Source organism: Arthrobacter sp. 3Tela_A (assembly GCF_049311025.1).
GTDB lineage: Bacteria > Actinomycetota > Actinomycetes > Actinomycetales > Micrococcaceae > Arthrobacter_B.
On record NZ_JAXIOM010000081.1, the window covers coordinates 1 to 14,974 of the forward strand.

At 66.3% G+C, this 14,974-nt stretch carries 10 protein-coding genes; 3 read left to right on the forward strand and 7 right to left on the reverse strand.

The window, feature by feature from the left end:
- Nucleotides 1-50 precede the first annotated feature (50 nt).
- From TVC13_RS16995 to TVC13_RS17010, 4 genes are all read right to left on the reverse strand, one after another.
- The gene (locus TVC13_RS16995) at nucleotides 51-1,529 is read right to left on the reverse strand and encodes a sensor histidine kinase (RefSeq protein WP_422402320.1); all 1,479 of its coding nucleotides are present in this window, start codon (nucleotides 1,527-1,529) and stop codon (nucleotides 51-53) included.
- A gap of 12 nt (nucleotides 1,530-1,541) precedes the next feature.
- Entirely contained in the window at nucleotides 1,542-6,380 is a 4,839-nt protein-coding gene (locus tag TVC13_RS17000) for an NAD-glutamate dehydrogenase (RefSeq protein ID WP_422402321.1), read from the reverse strand.
- Nucleotides 6,381-6,468: 88 nt separating this feature from the next.
- Complete coding sequence (locus TVC13_RS17005) at nucleotides 6,469-7,773, reverse strand: AAA family ATPase (RefSeq protein ID WP_422402322.1); 1,305 nt, start codon at nucleotides 7,771-7,773, stop codon at nucleotides 6,469-6,471.
- A complete protein-coding gene (locus tag TVC13_RS17010; protein ID WP_422402323.1) occupies nucleotides 7,770-8,417 on the reverse strand; it encodes a hypothetical protein in 648 nt (215 codons plus the stop codon). The genes TVC13_RS17005 and TVC13_RS17010 overlap by 4 nt, the downstream gene beginning before the upstream one ends.
- 178 nt (nucleotides 8,418-8,595) lie before the next feature.
- Here TVC13_RS17010 and TVC13_RS17015 point away from each other — a divergent pair, with 178 nt between their 5' ends.
- On the forward strand, nucleotides 8,596-8,826 hold the full coding sequence (locus TVC13_RS17015) for a helix-turn-helix domain-containing protein (protein ID WP_422402324.1): 231 nt from the start codon (nucleotides 8,596-8,598) through the stop codon (nucleotides 8,824-8,826).
- Nucleotides 8,827-8,865: 39 nt separating this feature from the next.
- On the opposite strand, the gene TVC13_RS17020 is transcribed toward TVC13_RS17015, so the two are convergent.
- Nucleotides 8,866-9,411: a hypothetical protein gene (locus TVC13_RS17020; RefSeq protein ID WP_422402325.1), complete on the reverse strand. Its 546-nt coding sequence runs from the start codon at nucleotides 9,409-9,411 to the stop codon at nucleotides 8,866-8,868.
- Between the two features lie 200 nt (nucleotides 9,412-9,611).
- Between TVC13_RS17020 and TVC13_RS17025 the strand changes: the two genes are divergently transcribed.
- Together TVC13_RS17025 and TVC13_RS17030 are read left to right on the forward strand one after the other, a co-directional pair.
- A complete protein-coding gene (locus TVC13_RS17025; protein WP_422402326.1) occupies nucleotides 9,612-10,415 on the forward strand; it encodes a LysM peptidoglycan-binding domain-containing protein in 804 nt (267 codons plus the stop codon).
- A gap of 24 nt (nucleotides 10,416-10,439) precedes the next feature.
- Nucleotides 10,440-10,967 carry an Rv3235 family protein gene (locus tag TVC13_RS17030; protein WP_422402327.1) on the forward strand — a complete coding sequence of 176 codons (528 nt, stop codon included), beginning with the start codon at nucleotides 10,440-10,442 and terminating at the stop codon, nucleotides 10,965-10,967.
- 2 nt (nucleotides 10,968-10,969) lie between these two features.
- Here TVC13_RS17030 and secA read toward each other — a convergent pair whose 3' ends face one another.
- Nucleotides 10,970-13,708 carry a preprotein translocase subunit SecA gene (secA, locus tag TVC13_RS17035; RefSeq protein ID WP_422402328.1) on the reverse strand — a complete coding sequence of 913 codons (2,739 nt, stop codon included), beginning with the start codon at nucleotides 13,706-13,708 and terminating at the stop codon, nucleotides 10,970-10,972.
- A gap of 91 nt (nucleotides 13,709-13,799) precedes the next feature.
- On the reverse strand, nucleotides 13,800-14,974 hold a 1,175-nt coding region (locus TVC13_RS17040), incomplete at its 5' end, for a winged helix-turn-helix domain-containing protein (protein ID WP_422402329.1).

The following is a 14,974-nucleotide window of genomic DNA, read 5'->3' on the forward strand; positions in this document are numbered from 1 at the left end:
GCCCCCCCCCCCCCCCCCCCCCCCCCCCCCTTCTTTGCGTCGGGGACAGGTCAGCGCCTGGCGGCGTCGAGTCCCAGCTCGATTCTTACTTCCGTGCCGCCGCCGGGGCGGGGCGTCCACTCGATGGTGCCGGAAAGCTCGCTCTGGACCAGTGTCCGCACGATCTGCAGGCCAAGGCCTTCCCGGCGCGGCTCCGGGGGCAGCCCCACGCCGTCGTCGGAGACCGTCACCGTGAGGTTCTCTTCGCCGTCGGCGCCCAGGTGGCGCTCTGCGTTCAGCCACACCGTGCCGTTTTCCTTGCCGGACAGCCCGTGCTCGACGGCGTTGGTCACCAGTTCGTTGATCACCAGCGCCAGCGGGGTGGCCAGGTCGCTGGGCAGTTCACCGAAGGTTCCCTGCCGTTCGGTGCGGACCGCCTGCGACGGGGAAGCCACCTCAGCAGAGAGCCGGAACTGCCGGTCAATGAGCTCGTCGAAGTCCACGTTCTGGGTCAGCCCCTGGGACAGGGTCTCGTGGACGAGCGCGATGGTGGAGACCCGGCGCATGGCCTGCGCCAGGCCCTGCTTTCCTTCTTCGCTCTCCATCCGGCGGGACTGCATGCGCAGCAGCGCCGCCACTGTCTGCAGATTGTTCTTCACCCTGTGGTGGATCTCGCGGATGGTGGCGTCCTTTGACACCAGTTCCATCTCCCGGCGGCGCAGCTCCGAAACGTCGCGGCAGAGTACCAGGGCACCGAAGCGTTCCTTCTCATCACGCAGCGGAATGGCCCGCAGGGACAGGCTCACTCCCCTGGATTCGATTTCCGTCCGCCACGGCATCCGGCCGGTAACCACCAGCGGCAGCGTCTCGTCCACCATGCGGCGGTCCTTGAGCAGCGCCGTCGTGATTTCGGCCAGCGGCCTGCCCTCGAGCGTCTCCATATCGCCCAGCCGGCGGAACGCGGAGACGCCGTTGGGGCTGGCGTACTGCACCACGCCCTGGGCATCGAGCCGAATCAGCCCGTCACCCACGCGCGGGGCGCCGCGGCGCGATCCGGTGGGGGTGGCGAAGTCCGGCCACAGACCAAGCGTTCCCATCCGCAGCAGATCGTAGGCGCACTGACGGTAAGTCAGCTCCAGCCGGGACGGCATCCGGGAACTTGAAAGGTCCATGTGGGAGGTGACGACGGCGAGCGTGCGCCCGTTGCGGACGAACGGAATCGCTTCCACCCGCATCGCTGTCTCCGTGGTCCAGTTCGTCTCACTCGAACGCTCGATGGTCTGGGACTTCCAGGCCTTGTCCACCAGCGGCTGCAGGTCTGCACGGATGCGTTCGCCCACGAAGTCGCTGTGGAACACAGTGTGCGACGTCGAGGGGCGGGCATGGGCCAGCGCCACGTAGGTGCCCTCCGGCAGGGGGAACCAGAGCGCCAGGTCGGCGAACGCGAGGTCCGCGACCAGCTGCCAGTCCCCCACCAGCAGGTGCAGCCACTCAGCGTCGCCGGGTCCGAAATCCGCGTGGTCCTTGATCGGATCGGTAAATATTGCCATAGCGGTGGTCCGTCAGCGCCTTACGATCGAGCGCAGCAGGCGCAGGGCGACTGAAAGAGACGCCATGTCATCCTGCTCCAGCTGGTTGACCTCGGCGAACATCTTGGTGGCGCGCTCGAGGTTGTCTGCGTTTTCCTGCTCCCAGGCCTCAACCCGGGCTACCGGATCATCGCCGCCCATGGACGGTGTGGCCTGCAGGGCTGCGACTGTCATGTCCGCGACTGTGGAGTAGAGGTCGTCACGCAGCGCGGCACGGGCCAGCGCCTGCCACCGGTCACCGCGCGGGAGCTTGGTGATCCGCTCCAGCAGGTCGTCGATTCCGTAGCGGTCGTAGACCGCGTAGTAGACCGCGGCGATGTTCTCCGCCGGTTCTTCAACCTGCCGGGTCGCCAGGGCGACGTCGAGCAGGCCGTAGCTTTCGAACTGCTCCGCCCAGTAGGTGCCAAGGTCCTTGGGTACGTCCCAGCCCGCTGCCTTCTCCAAGGCGGCTTCCACACGGTCGCGGTCGGCTCCGCGCATAAAGCGCATAAGGTCCTTCCGCAGCGGTTCGACGATCGGCTTGAAGGCCTGAATATCTTCGTCAATGGAGCTGCCGCGTCCAACGTGGTTCACGAACCAGCGCACGGCACGGTCCAGCAGCCGGCGCATGTCGAGGTGGATACTGGTCCAGGTTTCGGTCGGGAAGCTGGCGGGCAGCTCGCCCAGGGCGGCAACGACGTCGTCGATTGCGTAAATCTCACGCAGCGCGCTGAACGCACGGGCAACCGTGGCCTCGGTGGCTGAGGTCTCTTCCATGACCCGGAAGGCGAAAGTGATTCCGCCGATGTTGATCATGTCGTTGGCGACCATGGTGGAGATGATCTCGCGCCGCAGCGGATGGGTATCCAGCTGGTCATCGAAGCGTTCCACCAGCTGCTTGGGGAAGTACCGCCGCAGTGTGCCGCGGAAGTACGGATCGTCCGCCAGGTCGGAGGCGGTCAGCGCACGGGTCAGCTCGATCTTGGCGTAGGCCGCCAGGACAGAGAGCTCCGGTGCGGTGAGGCCCTGGCCGTCGGCGACGCGGGCCCGCAGTTCTTCCTTGGTGGGCAGCGCTTCCAGGGCGCGGTCCAGGCCGGCATGCTCCTCGAGCCAGTCCATGAGGCGCTCGAAGCTCGGGCTCCACTCGATCACGCGCTGGCGGTCGTTCAGCAGCAGCATGTTCTGGTCGATGTTGTCCTGCAGCACCAGGCGGCCGACTTCATCCGTCATCGAGTGCAGGAAGGCGGAGCGTTCGGAGGCTTCCAGGCGTCCTGCGGCAACCATGCGGTCAACGAAGATCTTGATGTTGACCTCGTGGTCTGAGCAGTCGACGCCGGCCGAGTTGTCGATCGCGTCGGTGTTCAGGATGACGCCGGACAGGGCGGCTTCGATGCGGCCGTGCTGGGTCATGCCCAGGTTGCCGCCTTCTCCGATGACCTTGGCACGCACGTCCCGGCCGTCAATGCGGATCGCGTCGTTGGCTTTGTCCCCCACCTCGGCGTTGGTCTCGGTGGAGGCCTTGATGTAGGTGCCGATTCCGCCGTTGTAGAGCAGGTCCACCGGTGCCTTCAGGATGGCGCGCAGCAGTTCCGGCGGGCTCAGGCGGGTGACGCCGGCGTCCAGGCCGAGCACTTCGCGCACCTGGGCGCTGATCGGAATGCTCTTGGACTGCCGGGGGAAGACTCCGCCTCCCTCGCTGATGAGGGTCTCGTCGTAGTCCGCCCAGGAGGAACGCGGCAGTTCGAAGAGCCGCCGCCGTTCCGCATGGGAGCGGGCTGCGTCGGGGTTCGGGTCCAGGAACACGTGGCGGTGGTCGAACGCGGCCACCAGGCGGGTGTGCTCGGACAGCAGCATGCCGTTGCCGAAAACGTCGCCGCTCATGTCTCCCACACCGACGGCGGTGAAGTCCTCGTTCTGGGTGTCGACACCGAGTTCAGTGAAGTGCCGCTTGACCGATTCCCAGGCACCGCGGGCGGTGATGCCCATGGCCTTGTGGTCATAGCCCACGGATCCGCCCGAGGCGAAGGCATCCCCGAGCCAGAAACCGTATTCGGCGGAGAGGGCGTTGGCGATGTCGGAGAAGGAAGCCGTGCCCTTGTCCGCGGCGACGACGAGGTAGCTGTCGTCGCCGTCGTGCCGGACTACGTTCTCCGGCGGGCGGACCTGCTCACCGTCTTCGGTGACCACCAGGTTGTCGGTGATGTCCAGCAGGCCGCGGATAAATGTGCGGTAGCTTTCCTTGCCTTCTTCCATCCAGGCGCCGCGGTCCTTAGCCGGGTCCGGCAGCTGCTTGGCGTAGAAGCCGCCCTTGGCGCCCGTGGGCACAATGACGGCGTTCTTGACCGTCTGCGCCTTGACCAGGCCCAGGATTTCGGTGCGGAAGTCCTCGCGCCGGTCCGACCAGCGCAGGCCGCCGCGGGCCACTTCACCGAAGCGCAGGTGCACGCCCTCGACGCGCGGGGAGTAAACCCAGATCTCGTATTTGGGCCGCGGGAAGGGTGCTCCGTCGATCACGGCGGTATTGAGTTTGTGGCTCACATACGGTTTGCCCTGGTAGAAGTTGGTACGCAGCGTCGCCTCGATGAGGTTGGCGAACGTCCGCAGGACACGGTCCGCGTCCAGCGTCGGGACCTGCTCCAGTCCGGCATCCAGCTCGGTGCGTGCAGCCTCCATTTCGACGGCCCGCTTGTCCTCTTCAACCGCCGGGTCGAACCGTGCCCGGAACATGCGGCCCAGCGCGCCGGTAACGCCGGGGTTCCCCAGCAGGGTGCCTGCGATGAAGCCGTATGAGTTGGTGTTGCCCATCTGGCGCATGTACTTGGCGTAGCTGCGGAACACCACGACTTCCCGCCAGCCCAGTCCCTGGCTGAGGATGAGCCGGTCCAGGGCGTCGGACTCACTGGCGCCGGAGATGCCGGCGCGGAAGGCCTCCGCCAGCAGGGTGCCGGTCTCGAGGGGATCCACACCGGCGCCGTAGCGCAGGCCCAGGTCATAGAGGTAAAGCTCGACGCCGTCCTTGCGTTTGATCTCGAACGGCCGCTCGTCGAGGACTTCCAGGCCCAGGTTGTGCAGGAAGGGAAGGATCTGGGTCAGGGACCGCGGTTCCAGCAGGTACAGCTTCAGCCGGGCGTCGGCGCTCTCGGCGCTGTCCGCGCTGCGGGAGGGCAGGTAGACAAAGAGCTCCGGTGCGGTGTCCGGGTTCTGCAGCCGGTCCTCAAACCGGGCAATGTCCTCAAGCGCGTCCTCGACTTCGTAGCCCACCCGGTAATCCATCGGGAAGGCATCGCCCCACAGTGTGGAGAGCTGTTCGGCCTGGACGCGGTCGAACTTGCCGCGCAGCACCTCGTCGATTCCTTCGGACCAGGATCGTGTCGCGTTGACCAGCCGGCGTTCCAGCGCGGCGGCGTCGACGTCGGCGATCTCCGCGCCTTTGGGCAGCCGGATGCGGAAGAACAGGCGGGCCAGTGCGGACTCGGTCAGCCGTGCTTCGTAGTCGATGGACTCCGCGTTGAAGGTTGCCCGCAGTTCGTCCTGGATACGCAGGCGGACCGAGGTGGTGTACCGGTCACGGGGCAGGAAGACGAGCGCGGACATAAACCGTCCGTAGACGTCCGGGCGCAGGAAAAGCCGGGTGCGGCGGCGTTCCTGCAGGCGGAGGATTCCCTGGGCGGTTTCCAGCAGCCCGTCCACGTCGATCTGGAACAGCTCGTCGCGCGGGAAGGTTTCCAGGATGGAGAGCAGGTCCTTGCCGGAGTGCGAGTCCGCCGGGAATCCTGCCCGGCGGATGACTTCCTTGACCTTGTCCCGCAGGATCGGAATGTCCCGCACGGAACCGGTGTAGGCACCTGTGGCGAACAGCCCAATGAAGCGCCGTTCGCCGGTGACGTTGCCCTGGGCGTCGAACCGCTTAACCCCGATGTAGTCGAAGTACGCTGCGCGGTGAACGGTCGAACGCGAGTTGGCCTTGGTGATAACCAGCGCACGCTTTTCCCGTGCCTTGGCCCGGCCGGCGGTGGTCAGGTGCTGGACCTTGCCGCCCTCGGAACTGCGGCGCAGCAGGCCAAGGCCGGTGCCCGGAGCGGACCGGAGCACGTCTTCGCCGTCTTCGTTGATCAGGTCGTATTCCCGGTAGCCCAGGAACGTGAAGTTTCCGTCGTCCAGCCAGGTGAGCAGTTCCCGTGCCTGCTGAAGGTCCGGGATACCGGGACCGGCCGTGGTGAGTTCACCGGCGATCTCGTGGACTTTGGCCCGCATGCCGGACCAGTCCCGGACGGCCACACGGACATCGTCCAGGACTTTCAGGAGCCCGTCGACCATGTCCCTGCGCCGTGCCTCGTCAGTCAGCCGTGGAACCTCAACGGCGATCCAGGACTCGATGCGGGTGGTGTTCTCTCCGCTGCCGATCAGTCCGGAAATGTTCGGCAGCGCGGCCGTGTCCCCGCTGGAAATACCCGCAGCATTCGGCACCCGCTTGACCTGCTGCAGGGTGTCGCTGTCCCGGTGGCGGGTCGCCAGGAACGTGGGGTGGACCATCAGCCGGATGCCGCTGTTCTGGCGGACGATTTCGGCCGTGACCGAATCGACGAGGAAGGGCATGTCATCGGTAACGATGAGGATGACGCTGGCGTCACCCTGGTCAAAAAGATCTACGGCTGCCTTGCCCTCTGCGCGGGTCCAGGCCAGTGAACGATGTGCCTCGGCACGTTCGCGCAGCGCCTGGGGCGGGTAGAGAGCGGCGTCCTCTGCCGCCAGATGCTCGTAGTAATTCCCGATGAAATCCTCAAGGGAAGTATCCGAACTGGACAGATCCGTGGTGTTGGATCCAGACGACATTTAATACGCCTCCGAAATTCGCCGCTTGGTACAGGCCGCCCCTTTGCGGCCCGTTTGATACGAGCCTATCCCGTTGGGAAAGAAAAGGTCACTTCGCGGCGGCGCCCCGCTTCCGGCGCCGTTTACTGCTGCTGCCTGCGGGAACGTTCGCCAGGGCTGCTATCGCTGTCCGCAGGCCGGACGCCGGTGCTGTCTCGAGCAGAGCTGTTCCGGCGAGCAGCGCGGCGTCGGCAGCGTCCCAGTCGGCCGGCAGGAAGGCATTGATCCGGCCGGGGCCGAACCGGTCCCATGCTTCGCTGAGCTGCTGCTCCGGCGAACGGCCTGCGGTGGAACGCCGCACCTTGTTCAGGACCACCAGCGGGGACACGGAGGGCACCGCCGTTTCCAGTTCGGTCAAGGCCCGCACGAGACGGGGCACCCCCACCGGATCTGCGGCACCGACGGCGTATACGGTGTCCGCAGTCTCCAGCGTTACGAGGGTTGCCGCGTTCCGGCGCGGGGCCATGGTGTCGAAACTGAGTTCTTCGTCGGCCTCCAGGCTGAAACCGCAGTCCACCACGATGATGTCCGCAATCCTCCGTGCTTCCTCCAGCACCCGGGCCAGTGCGGCGCCGCGGATCTCAAGCCAGCGGTCCGACCGGGTGATGCCGGTAAGCAGCCGCAGGCGCCGGTTCCTGATCTGCACCTGCACCGTGGAGGCCTCGAGTGACCCCGCGTCCAGCTGCCCCTGCTCCGCGAGCCGGCAGGCCTGGGCGAGTCCCGCGGATTCATCCGTGAGACCCAGGGCTGCCGCAATGCTGGGTGCATAGGTGTCCGCGTCCACGAGGATCACTGAGCTGCCGGCGGACGCCGCCTCGGCGGCCAGGTTCAGGGCCAGGGTGGTGCGTCCGGGTCCGCCGGCGGGCCCCCAGACCGCCACCACGCTCCCCTGGCTGTGCGGCCCCTCCAAATCGGCACCCGGCCGGTCGCCGGTGAGTTCCCACCGGCGCAGGCCTTCGGCCGGGTCCGCGATCGAGGAACGCGCGCGCTCCGGCCCGAGTTCGTCCAAGGCCCGGACGGCAGCCGCGACAAGGTCAGCGAGCGCGGCCGAATCCAGGGCCGGTGACGCATGCGCCACCCCCAGCTGGTCCAGGCGCGTGCGTGCTGCCGGATCGTCGGTCAGGACCACGAGCGCCACCCCTGCGGCTTTGACGCGGTCGGCGAGGCTGGCTGTCAGCTCCCCGGCGTCGTCATCCACAATCGCTGCCCGGGCCATTCCGCTTTGGCAGGCGGCGATCAGCTCCGAAAGTTCGGTGCACCGGCGAATCACGGTGACCGGGCCCTGCAGGCGCTCCAGGCCCTGCACCAGTTCCGCGGTGCCGCTGCCGGCCGTTACTACGGGGATGGCGCTCATCGGGCTGAAGGATTGGGTACGACGGCGATCTTCGCCTGGTTGGACAGGGCACCGAGCAGGGCAGGCAGATCCTGGTCTTCCACGAGGACCAGGAGCCGGGTCGCCGCCGCTCCGGCAATGACCGACTCCGTGACGGAGAGTTCTGAGATTTCCGCCGCAGTGAGCAGCCGGCGCGGCTCCCCGTAGCCGTTCTGCCCGTCCGGCAGGGAGGCCCAGACATCCACCCGGTCTCCGGCGCGGATGCCGCTGGGCAGCGGCGTCTGGACATCCAGCCCCAGCGGTTTTCGGTCCAGGTCTGTTGCCGCCGTGATATCGGCACGGGCGAGCAGCTCACCGCGGCGGATGAGCGATCCGGCGACGGCGTCCTCCGGAAATGGATCCGAGGCCGGCATGTAGGTGCCTTCGAGTCCGCCCAGGGCAACCTGCACCACATCGAAGTCGTCAGGCTCCAGCACCGTTCCCACTGGAATCTCCCGTGCCGCTGCCAGCACCTGGGTGGTCTGGTCCTGGCTGGCCACCAAGGCGCCGACCCCGGCAACCGAGCCCAGGACCAGGAGCACCCCCAGCAGCAGCCGGGGGTCTTTCCAGGAGGGTTTCTTTAGGCGCGGTGCGGGCACGGCCTGGGCCGCCGTCTTGAGACTCATGCTTCCCCCTAGGTTTTCCCCGCACCTGCGCGGAGTGTTGGAGCACATTGTGGCCTCCAACAGGCAGTATGGAAACGGGTGGGGACCGGAAAATGTGGATAACACCGGTCCGGCAGCCTGAGGATGGCAGACTAGGTCAGCAGCGGCACAGCGCCGGAAAGGGTTGATGGTGGGCACCATGGTGGAGAAAAGGTTCCTCACCCTCGCCGACGTGGGCGAGGTCCTGAACATCTCTTCGTCACAGACGTATGCGCTTGTGCGCTCCGGGGAGCTGCCGGCTATCCAGGTGGGCGGCCGCGGCCAGTGGCGGGTTGAGTCCGCCAAACTCGAGGAGTACATCGCCGGCGCCTACCGCCGGGCAGAGGCAGCCCGCTCCGCTCTGTCCCAGGACGAGGCCGCGGAAGCCTGAGTGCTGCCGGCGTAACCGCACCCCGTGTTCCGGTTTGCCCTAGCGTGAGCTGACAGTCGCGATCCGGGCCAGCGGAACCACTGCTACTGAGGCAACATTCCCGCGCCGGCGCGGCTCGCCCGGTTCCAGAAGCGCAAATTCGATGAAGTCGTGCCCCACCCGGTCAATGCTGCCGTGCTGCGCCTGCCCGGCGCCCAGCAGGTGCAGGTCGACCGGATAACGGTCACGGGCCAGCCCTCTCAGGGCCGCAGCGAATTTCAGCTGCACGCCGGGCACCGATGTATCCGCGTACCGGTCCATCCCCTCGACCATCTGCACGGCCTGGAGCGGAACCACATGGGAGCCCGAGGCGGATTCCAGCAGGAACCAGTCCGCTCCCACCGTTCCCAGCTCTCCCTGCAGCGGCCTGCCTGCGATCCCGACGTGGACCCTTAGTGCCCTGCCCCGCTGCGCCCGCAGCCTGGCCGTGAATCCGAGTCCGGCAACCTCACCCCGCTGCCGGTCTGCAATCTCCGATTCAAGCTCTGCGTCTCCGGCGGCCGCCAGCTGCCCCTCCAGATCCGCGAACAACGTCTCCCATCTCATCGGGCAAGGCTAGCGCGTCCACATTTCACCGGCATCACTCTGGACAGTTCGGACATCGGTGGGTAGTAACGGGGGTCAAAGCTGATCAAAAGAAATCAAACCCCATCAAAACCATCAAACAGCACCAAACGACATCACCAGACTCATGAGGCACTAAGGCTCATGAGCTGCAGAGCTTCCCAAGGACACCGGAGGTCGGCATGGCTTTTCGCGGAACACACAGGCGCAGGATGCTGGAGGACCTGTTCCAGGCCGGTGCAGCCATGGGCGCCGGGGCACTGCTGCTCTGGGCATCCCGCCTGCTGCAGGAAAGCACGCCGGGACCGTTTCCGCCGGTCTCCCTGAGATCGCTCGCCGACCTGCAGTCCGCAGCCGGTCTTGCCGCCGGCTGGGCAGGCCTGCTGGTACTGGCTTGGTGGGGCGTGGGCGCGGTGGCCGCCCTTGTTTCAGCACTGCTGCTGCGAAGCGGCAAGTGCCGGGCATCCCGCGCAGTCGGGCGTTTCAGTCCAGCGTTCCTGCGGAGGCTGGCTGCAGCCGCCCTGGGTGTACAGCTGGCCGCCGCTCCCCTGCCCGTACTGGCTTCACCCGCCGGCAGCACCGCCCCGGCAAGCACTGCTTCATACACAGTGCCAGTCTCCGGATCCCCGGCCGCCGATCCGGGGTGGAATCCGTCGAACAGCACCGGTTTGGGCCGTGCAGCCGCCCACAGCAGTGAGGAAGCGGCAGACCCGTCCTGGAAACCTTCCCCCGGTCCCGTGGATTCTTCGCTGCTGATTCCCGGCGTTGCCCGGGGCGAGCCGGCAGCCGCCGCCACCGTTACGGTCCGCGCCGGAGACACGCTCTGGAACCTGGCCGCCGCACAGCTCGGCCCCCTCGCCACGGATCACGAGGTCGCCCGCCACTGGCCCGCGTGGCACGCAGCAAACCGCTTCGTCATTGGCCCCGATCCGCACCATCTGCTGCCCGGGCAGGTCCTCACCGTTCCGCCCCCGCCTGCGAATTAGCCAGCCCACCGGAAAGGACACCCCATGACCATCCTGATTATTCTTCCCGCTCCAGGCGAGGTCTCCGGGGAGCCCGCCCGGGCCAGCGGTGAGCCCCGGCCCGTCTTCAGCACGGTTCCGGGACTGGCTCCGCCCGTGGTTCCGCAACGGCATCCGGTCCTGGTCCGGGAGGAACCTCCGCCGGCGCCTGCACAGGCCGGTAACTGGAGGAGTTCGGCGGAGGTGGACGCCCGGATCGAGGCCATCAGCCGGTCCGTCACCATGGGTGCACTGGAGGTCCTGGCCGGGGTACGTCCGCTGCAGCAGCTGGCCCGGTGGATGGATTTCGAGGAGTTCGAGCGCCTTCAGCTGCGCACCAACCTGGTCCGGGGCCGCGGCCAAGGACGGCTGCACCGCAACGTGCGCATCCTGCGGGTCCGGGTCTGCCCCGTCTCGCCCGGAGTCTACGAAGTCGCTGTGGCAGCCGCCGAAACTGACAGAGTCCGCGCCGTAGCCCTCCGTCTGGAGCTGCGGCGCGGACTCTGGAAAGTTACCGCCCTGGAAATCGGGTGAGGTTACTTGCGGCGCTTCTTCTTGGAAGCTGAACGCGTGTCCTTCCGGGATGCGGGCTGGGCCGGCTTGGCGGCCGCAGTGCGCTCAACCCTGGTTTCCGCCTGGCCCTGGCTGTTCGGGGCCGAGAACTGCAGGCTGGCCGGCTGCTCGGGCGCTTCGAGCCCGGGCGTCTTGATAACCGGTGTGCCGACGATTCCGCGTGCGTCCTTCACGCCCTGCAGCGCTTCGGGAACAGCCGGCTGGCTGACCTGGACTTCGACGTTGAAGAGGTAGCGGATGCTCTCTTCGCGGATGGCCTCCATCATGGTCTGGAACATCACGAAGCCCTCGCGCTGGTACTCCACGAGCGGGTCGCGCTGGGCCATGGCCCGCAGGCCGATGCCTTCCTTGAGATAATCCATCTCGTAGAGGTGTTCCTGCCATTTGCGTCCGATGACGGAGAGCACCACGCGCCGCTCCAGCTCGCGCATCGCTGCGGAGCCGATCGCATCCTCGCGTGCCTGGTAGGCCAGGCGCGCATCGGAAAGAATCTCATCCAGGAGGAAGTCCCGGGTGAGGTTGGACCGGCCGTCGGCTTCCTCAATGACTTCATCGATGGTCAGGCTGATCGGGTAAACGATCTTGAGGTTCTTCCACAGTGTCTCGAGATCCCAGTCGTCACCGTGGCCTTCAGCGGTGGCATCGTTGACGACGGCGCTGATCACGTCTTCGAGGAAGAAACCGATCTTCTCCTGCAGGTCATCGCCTTCTAGGATGCGCCGCCGGTCACCGTAAATGGCTTCGCGCTGGCGGTTCAGGACGTCGTCGTACTTCAGGACGTTCTTGCGCTGTTCGGCGTTGCGTGCCTCCACCTGGCCCTGGGCATTCTGGATGGCCTTGGAGACCAGCTTCGATTCGAGTGCGACGTCATCCGGCATCGAGGAGCTGTTCATGATGCGCTCGGCTGCGCCGGAGTTGAACAGGCGCATCAGGTCATCCGTCAGCGAAAGGTAGAACCGGGACTCGCCCGGGTCACCCTGGCGGCCGGAACGGCCGCGGAGCTGGTTGTCGATGCGCCGTGATTCGTGGCGCTCGGTACCCAGGACATAAAGTCCGCCCAGGGCACGCACCTCGTCATGTTCTGCTGCCACTGCCGCCTGCGCCTTTTCCAGGGCGGCAGGCCACGCGGCCTCGTAGGCCTCCGGGTCCTCGGCCGGATCGAGCCCGCGGGCGTTGAGATCGGCAACCGCGTTGAACTCGGCGTTGCCGCCCAGCATGATGTCGGTGCCGCGGCCGGCCATATTGGTGGCAACCGTTACCGCACCCTTGCGGCCGGCCTGCGCCACGATGGCCGCTTCACGGGCATGGTTCTTGGCGTTCAGGACTTCGTGCCGGATTCCGGCCTTGGCCAGCTGCTTGGAAAGGTATTCACTCTTTTCCACGCTGGTGGTGCCTACCAGCACGGGCTGGCCGGAGGCGTGTCGTTCGGCGATGTCCTTTACGACGGCGTCGAACTTGGCAACTTCGTTCTTGTAGATCAGGTCTGACTGGTCCAGCCGGGCCATGGGCTTGTTGGTGGGGATGGGCACCACGCCAAGCTTGTAGGTGCTCATGAACTCGGCAGCTTCGGTTTCAGCCGTGCCGGTCATGCCGGAGAGCTTCTCGTAGAGCCGGAAGTAGTTCTGCAGGGTGACGGTGGCCAGGGTCTGGTTCTCCGCCTTGATCTGCACTCCTTCCTTCGCCTCGATGGCCTGGTGCATGCCTTCGTTGTAGCGGCGGCCGGCCAGGATACGTCCGGTGTGCTCATCGACAATGAGCACTTCACCCTTGAGGATGACGTAGTCCTTGTCCCGCTTGAAGAGTTCCTTGGCCTTGATGGCGTTGTTCAGGAAGCCGATCAGCGGGGTGTTGGCCGCTTCGTAGAGGTTGGTGATCCCGAGGTAGTCCTCGACCTTTTCGATACCGGACTCGAGAACGCCTACGGTGCGCTTTTTCTCGTCGACTTCGTAGTCCACGTCAAGGCTCAGTCGCTGGACTACCTTGGCGAACTCGGTGTACCAGCGGTTAACGTCGCCGCTGGCGGCACCGGAGATGATCAGCGGGGTACGGGCCTCATCGATGAGGATGGAGTCAACTTCGTCGACAATGGCGAAGTGGTGGCCACGCTGGACGAGCTCATTGGCGCTCCAGGCCATGTTGTCCCGGAGGTAGTCGAAGCCGAACTCGTTGTTGGTGCCGTAGGTGATGTCTGCGGCATACTGCTCGCGGCGGGTCGCCGGGTCCTGGTTGGAGAGGATGCAGCCGGTGGACATGCCCAGGAAGCGGAAAACACGGCCCATCAGGTCCGACTGGTATTCGGCAAGGTAGTCGTTCACCGTGACCACGTGCACGCCGCGGCCGGTCAGCGCGTTCAGGAAAGCCGGGGCTGTGGCCACGAGCGTCTTTCCTTCACCGGTCTTCATTTCGGCGATGTTGCCCAGGTGGAGGGCGGCGCCGCCCATCATCTGGACATCGAAGTGCCGCATGCCCAGGGTTCGGCCAGCCGCTTCACGGACCAGGGCGAATGCTTCAGGCAGCAGATCGTCCAGGCTCTCGCCGTCGGCGTGGCGTTCCTTGAGGTTGTCTGTCTCGGCGCGCAGTTCGGCATCGGTCATGCCCTTGAACTCGTCCTCGAGCACGTTGATCGCGTCGGCGTAGTTACGCAGTGTTTTCAGCGTCTTCTTGTCACCGGTGCGAAGAACTCGTTCGAGAAGTGATGCCACTGATTTGCTCCCAATCTAGTGTTGCCGAAATCTGGCGTCCCCAGTCTACGTGAGAGACGTCCGGCAGGCCGCCAAGGTTCCCGCATGGGGGTCATCCACGGTCTACTGCCAGTTTCAGGGCGGGCGCAAGATTGCCCACAGGATTTACCATAACCTCTGCAAGGCCCAGCCACTGCGCCATCAGCCGTAATTCTGCGGCTAGCTCAACAGCGGTATCTGACGGGGAACCGGGTTCGGCGTGGGCGGCCTGCACCAGCAGTGCCCGGCCCGGCCGGTCCGCTTTGAGGTCTACCCGGGCCACAATCGCCTCGCGCAGCAGGAACGGCAGCACGTAATACCCGTACTGCCGTTTGTGGGCTGGTGTGTAGATCTCGATCCGGTAGTGGATGCCGAAGACCGCCTGCAGCCGGCGCCGGTCGAAAACCAGCGAATCGAACGGGCTCAGCAGCCCGCCTCCGTGGCAGCGCCGCGGTGTCCGTGCCTCCGGATGAAGAAAGACCGGGCCCTTCCACCCGTCGACGGTGATTTCCTCGAGCTGCCCGCGGGCAGCCAGGTGTTGGGCAGCGGCAAGAGTGCCGCGCAGCGGCAGACGGAAGTAGTCGGCCAGCATAGGTGCGGTCCCAAGGCCCAGCGACCGTGCCGCGGACTCGGTCAGCCGCAGCAGGGCATCGTTGCGGTCCACGGGCTCCAGGGCGGCTTCTGCGTCGGGATGCACCGCGGCGGCAGGGGCATAGAGACGCTCGAAGGCCGTTCCCCGGCCGGCCGAGGAGATAATTCCCTGTTCAAAGAGGTCCGACAGGATCCGTTTGGTTGCGCTCCAGTTCCAGCCCCACGACTTGGTGCCCGGTTGCCCGCCGGCTCCGAGGATGGACTCCACCTCACGGGCGGACAGCGGATGCTTCTGCTGCAGCAGCTCCAGAACGGCCTCGGTAAGTACGCTTCGCGGTTCTTCCGGCATCGAGGTGGCACGCACCCAGGTGCGGCGCTGCCACTGGCGGAGGTCCGCAAAGAGGTCGGGGCGGATGAAGCTGGCTTCATGGGCCCAGTACTCAACCATCCGGCGGGGATGCCGGGTGGACATCCGGTCCAGGACCCCCCGGTCGTAGGCGCCGAGGCGGGTGAACAGCGGCAGGTAGTGGCTCCGGGCCAGCACGTTCACCGAATCGATCTGCAGCAGCCCCAGCGCATCAAAAACGCGGGCCCGCAGGCCCGGCGGCGGGGGGGCCGGGCGCGCGGTTGGGGGCTGCGGGGGGGCCCCGATGGGTG

Excerpts from the sequence above, each read along its gene's own strand:
- TVC13_RS17010 (WP_422402323.1), bottom strand. The coding sequence starts at position 8,417 with ATGAGTCTCAAGACGGCGGCCCAGGCCGTGCCCGCACCGCGCCTAAAG.
- TVC13_RS17025 (WP_422402326.1), top strand. The coding sequence starts at position 9,612 with ATGGCTTTTCGCGGAACACACAGGCGCAGGATGCTGGAGGACCTGTTC.
- TVC13_RS16995 (WP_422402320.1), bottom strand. The coding sequence starts at position 1,529 with ATGGCAATATTTACCGATCCGATCAAGGACCACGCGGATTTCGGACCC.
- TVC13_RS17020 (WP_422402325.1), bottom strand. The coding sequence starts at position 9,411 with ATGAGATGGGAGACGTTGTTCGCGGATCTGGAGGGGCAGCTGGCGGCC.
- TVC13_RS17000 (WP_422402321.1), bottom strand. The coding sequence starts at position 6,380 with ATGTCGTCTGGATCCAACACCACGGATCTGTCCAGTTCGGATACTTCC.
- TVC13_RS17005 (WP_422402322.1), bottom strand. The coding sequence starts at position 7,773 with ATGAGCGCCATCCCCGTAGTAACGGCCGGCAGCGGCACCGCGGAACTG.
- TVC13_RS17030 (WP_422402327.1), top strand. The coding sequence starts at position 10,440 with ATGACCATCCTGATTATTCTTCCCGCTCCAGGCGAGGTCTCCGGGGAG.
- TVC13_RS17015 (WP_422402324.1), top strand. The coding sequence starts at position 8,596 with ATGGTGGAGAAAAGGTTCCTCACCCTCGCCGACGTGGGCGAGGTCCTG.